Source organism: Mycobacteriales bacterium, assembly GCA_036497565.1.
In the GTDB taxonomy this organism is placed as follows: domain Bacteria; phylum Actinomycetota; class Actinomycetes; order Mycobacteriales; family QHCD01; genus DASXJE01.
In genome coordinates, this window is the sequence record DASXJE010000191.1 from 1 (window position 1) to 4845 (window position 4845).

A 4845-nucleotide genomic window follows, 5' to 3' on the forward strand; every position below is an offset into this window, starting at 1 on the left:
CGACGACAACGGCCGATCCGGAGCCACGTCGATGACCACCTCGCTGGTCATCGGGCATTCGATCGCGGAGCCGCCCACCTCACCGTCGCCCTGGGCGGCGTGGCCGTCACCGAGGTAGAGCAGCGCCTCGGGCACGTCGACCGGCAGGTACAGCGTTGAGCCGGCCACCAGTTCCCGACAGTCGATGTTTCCCCCGGTGCTGCCGCGCGGCGGGATTGTCGAGTGCTCGCCAGGTTCGGCGGGCGCCACGCCCATGACCCCGAGGAAGGGGGCGAGCCTGCGCACGAACCCGCGGGACTCGGTGGCCTTGCCGGCATCGGCGTCCAGCTCCCAGAGCAGCCACGATGGCGACCCGACGGCGAGGCCGAGCCGCTGGGTGACCGGCGATTCCTTGGCGCCGGCCACCGTCCAGCCCCAGGTGCCGGGGTGCAGCCCGACGACGTGCACAGCAAGCATGTCGCCGCGTCGTGTGCCGCGTACTGCGATCGGCCCGGTGAGGCAGTGTCCTCGGCGATTCGGGAACATCTGCGGCCGCGCCTGCCCGGGCGCGGTCTGACGTTCCAGGTGGCCAGCCGCGTCGAGCGACCCGACCACGACGGTGTCACCCGGGTCGACGGTGATCGCGGGCGGGTGATCCGCGCAGAACACGTCGACCGTCGTCCGCGGGGTCGGGTCGAGTACGTGGCTGGTCATGGGCACCTCTCGTCGAGGACGTCGGAATCGGATAATGCGCCGACCGCCGGCGGCCAGGCCGCCGGAAGAAGTTCGGGTAAGGCAGTGGCGGCGATTCGCCCCTATGTACAGAATTGATGTGTGGGCCAGGCCCGATCATTGGTGCAGCAGAGCGACAGGCCGCACCGGGCTGGCTGTACCGCCACGCATCGGCAGGGGGAGGACGATGAAGGTGAACTCCCTCCCGACCAGTCGCTTGAGATTGTTCAACTGTTGCACCATCGGAACTCCGCCTTTGAGGAAGGCGGTGTGGGTGGGCTCCCACCACTTGTCCGGGTCATCGATAGCGATGAGATCGGTGCAGAAGAGAGTGATTCCACGCTCGACCAGCCAACGTGCGCTCTCGTCGGTCACGTGCGGCCGTTCGGTGAAGAAGTCCTCGGTCCCCCAGTTCACGTCCTGACCGGTGCGCAGCACGACGGCCGTCCCGGGGCCGATCGTCTTGCCACTCGCGCGCTCGGCCTCGGCCAGATCCCGCGGTTCGATCGGTTCATGTGCCCGTTTGTGGGAGACGTCGAGAAGGTGGCCCGGCAGGATCAGGTTCTGAAGCGGCACATGATCGACGGATACTCCATTCTCGTCGAAATGAGAGGGGGCGTCGAGGTGGGTGCCGGTGTGCTCGCTGAGCAGCATCATCTTGTTGTGCAGGGCGCGGCGTCCGTCGCTCGGACGCCGAGTGTTGTCGAAGTCGTCCACGGTCCAGAATGCGGTGATCTTGGCGGCGTGACAGGGCATCCCGGTGTAGAGCTCGTGCCCGAGGTCAACGATCTCGTCGAAGTTCATTGATCTTCTCCAGGGTGATGCAACAATGGCTTAGAGGCCGACGGTGGTCAGGGAATGGAGAAACCGTTTAGTCTCCGGCTGTTGGGGCGCCTCCAAGATTTGGACTGGCGTGCCCTGCTCCACGACTCGCCCGTTCTCGATGAAGATCACCCGGTCGGCGACGTCGCGGGCGAAACGGATTTCGTGGGTCACTACGAGCATTGTCATACCGCCGGCGGCCAAGCGGCGCATGACGGCGAGCACCTCGCCGACCTTTTCGGGGTCAAGCGCACTGGTCGGCTCGTCGAAGAGCATCAGTTTGGGATGAGTGGCCATAGCTCGGGCGATGGCCACGCGCTGCTGCTGTCCTCCCGAGAGTTGGTGTGGCATCTTCTCTGCGTGATCGGCAAGACCGACTTCGGCGAGCAGCGCCAAGGCCTGTTGAGTGACCCCAGATGGATCCTGGTTATGTACGAAGATCGGTGCCAGGCGGACATTTTCCAGGGCGGTCAGATGGGGGAACAGGTTGAAATGCTGAAAGACCATCCCGATGCGGGCCTCGGCTCGTGCCGTCGCCAGCCTGGACGCCGAGCGTTCTGGGGCACCCGATGGTGTGTAGCCGATGTGGCGGCCGTTCACGGTGATCGCGCCGCCGTCGAGGGACTCGAGATGGTTGATCAGACGCAGCAACGTGCTCTTGCCACTGCCGCTGCCGCCCAGCACGGCGACGACCTCACCGCGGTGCATGGTCAGGTCAAGACCGTCGAGCACCATCCGGCCGCCGTAGCTCTTCCGCACGCCATCACAGACCAGGACCGGCTGGTGAACGTCGGGAACCCGAGGGTGCGGGTCGACGGGTTTGCCGAGGGGTAGACCGGTGTCGACGGGTTCCGGGCTCAGTGCGACACCGGGGGAGCGCCGCGATCGACTTGAGTAGCGAGGAGTCTTCGGCACCCGTTCAAGACTCATCCGCCGCTCGAATCGACCTTGTCCGAGTGCGACGCCTGAGGTGAGAACGAGGTACATCAGGCCGGAGGCGAGGAAGATCGGAAAGAAAACGAAGGTCTGCGACGACAGGAACTGGCTGCGCTGCGTCAACTCGCTCACCGAGATCACCGACGCAAGCGAGGTGCCCTTGATCAGGTTGATGAACTCGTTGCCCAGACTCGGCAGGATCGCCCGCAGAGCGAGCGGCATAACAATGTGTCGCCTGGTGACCCGCGGCGACATGCCCAGCGCCTGAGCGGCGAGTGTCTGATTCCGGTCGACAGAGAGGATGCCACCTCGAATGATCTCGGCGAAGAACGCGGACTCATTGATGGTAAAGCCGATGATCGCGGTCGGGATGGGCGCCAAAACGACACCGACTGCTGGTAGCACGTCGAAGAGAAACAAGAGTTGCAGTAGTAGCGGTGTACCTCTGATGAGCCAGATGTATCCGCCGGCGAGGGCGCGCAAAGGGGCCACGGGGGCTATGCGGAGCTCGGCCAGGATCGCTCCGAGAATGACAGCTCCCACCAAAGAGGCGCCGGCGATCTCGACAGTAATCAGCGCCCCCTGCCACAGATAGGGCAAGGTTAAATACTGCAGATATTCGCGCATCAGCGGCCTTTCGCAGGACCGTTACCGGACAGGGACGATCCATGGCGTGCGGAGCTAGGGCAGTGCGCGTCGCACGCATAGCCGCGCCGACCGCACCCGTGACCTACGGAAGTTCGGTGGCGGGCGCCTGGCTGCCTGGATCGATCTTCCAGTTCGTGAACAACAACTTCTCGGTGCCGTCGGCCTGCACGGACTTGACCGCGGCGAGTGTCGCGGCCTGCAACTCTGAGCTGGATTTGTTGAAAGCGATACCGATCGGGGATCGGAACTCCGTGATTGGGGCGGTGCCACTGATTCGGCTCGGGTACTTGGCGACGGTCTGCTCGACCATGCTCACCGGATCGATCGTCGCGTCGCTGCGACCAGCGAGGACACCCTGAACACACCCATTGAAGTCATTGAAGGTGTTGATCACGATCGGCTTCCTGCCGGCTGCGGTGCACGCATCACTCTGCGTCTGTACGAATCCAGCCTGCACGGTTCCCGGGAAAACGGCGATTGAGCTCCCGCACAATGCAGTAACACTGGTCAACGATTTCGGGTTGTCGTGTGCGACCAACAGGGCTTCCTCGTCATTTTGATATATGACGAAGTTTACTTGCCTCGCTCGAGTAGGCGATGCGATCAGGTTCGCGACTACCATATCAATCCGGCCAGCCTGAAGGGACGGCACGAGCGTCTGGAAATCGGAGGGAGAGAACGAATAACTGAACCCGGCGCACTTGCTGACCGCATCGAGGAAGTCAACGTCGAATCCGACGATCTTAGAAGGGTCGCTGGGATCGATCGACTCATAGCTGGGTTGCGTCGGCGACGTACCGACCGAGTAGTGCTTGCCCACTACGCCCGGGTTGGCCTTCTGAACCGCCGCGCACGCGGCGGAGACCGGGCCGGCGTTGGCGTTTCCGCTGGTGCCGCTGCCGGCAGAGCACCCAGCGAGCAGCAGGCCGAGGGCCGCAACCGCGCCACAGGTCCGCACGGATAAAGAGAAGCGAAATAATTTGCGCACGGCGCATTCCTCTCGGAGGAAACAGAAAGGAGTCGCGGTAGAGCTTGACTAGATCAGGGGATAGTTCTGGGTTGTTAGCTCCGCGACTTCCTGAAGATGTTTGAGCATGGCATCACCGGCGGCGTCTTTGTCTCCTGCCGCGACCGCATCGAGAATCTCGCGATGACCTCGATAGGAAACCTCACGCGAGTGTCTTGTCGCGTGAGAAAGCTCGCGAATGGCCCGAGTCCACGAGCTGGCCAAGGTGTTCAATGAAGCAAGCAACGGATTTTGCGAGGCTTGCGCCAGCAACAGGTGAAATTCCAGATCCAGTTTCACCGAACCCGCGGCGTTCAATCCCTCGACTGTGTGTAGGAGCACACCGTCGAGGGCGATGAGGTTCGCGTCGGTCGCCCGGCAGGCAGCCAGCCGCGCGATCTGCGGCTCGATCGTCTCGCGCAGTTCCGCGACATCACGCAGCTTGCGGTCCTCGCCGGAGATGTGTTCATAGAGGTCGCGCACGTACTCTGGTGGTGGCAGCACGATGGTTCCGCGACCCGGTCGCCGTTCGATAAGTGTCTTCGCCTCCAACTCGTGCATCGCCTCGCGCAGCGACGCCCGCGACACCTGCAAGTCCGCGGCGAGATCGCGCTCCGCGGGCAACCTGTCTCCCGGATTCAGCTCACCGATGGTGATCAGGCGTTCCAGATGCGCCACGATCTGCACGCTCACACTGCGCGCCCGCGGGCCGAGCGGGCTGA

Annotated in this window: 5 protein-coding genes; all 5 read right to left on the minus strand. The window is 63.6% G+C overall.

Annotation, left to right across the window (positions count from 1 at the left end; translation table 11 throughout):
• Positions 1 to 693: acetamidase/formamidase family protein (locus VGH85_16130; GenBank protein HEY2175335.1), on the minus strand; the 693-nt coding region annotated here is incomplete at its 3' end.
• Positions 694 to 828: 135 nt separating this feature from the next.
• Positions 829 to 1515 (minus strand): cyclase family protein, encoded by a 687-nt coding sequence (locus VGH85_16135; GenBank protein ID HEY2175336.1) that lies wholly within the window; start codon positions 1513 to 1515, stop codon positions 829 to 831.
• Between the two features lie 30 nt (positions 1516 to 1545).
• The gene (locus VGH85_16140) at positions 1546 to 3096 is read right to left on the minus strand and encodes an amino acid ABC transporter permease/ATP-binding protein (protein HEY2175337.1); all 1551 of its coding nucleotides are present in this window, start codon (positions 3094 to 3096) and stop codon (positions 1546 to 1548) included.
• Between the two features lie 103 nt (positions 3097 to 3199).
• Positions 3200 to 4105 (minus strand): ABC transporter substrate-binding protein, encoded by a 906-nt coding sequence (locus VGH85_16145; GenBank protein HEY2175338.1) that lies wholly within the window; start codon positions 4103 to 4105, stop codon positions 3200 to 3202.
• Between the two features lie 48 nt (positions 4106 to 4153).
• Positions 4154 to 4845, minus strand: a 692-nt coding sequence (locus VGH85_16150; protein ID HEY2175339.1) for a FadR/GntR family transcriptional regulator, incomplete at its 5' end; no start/stop codon positions are given.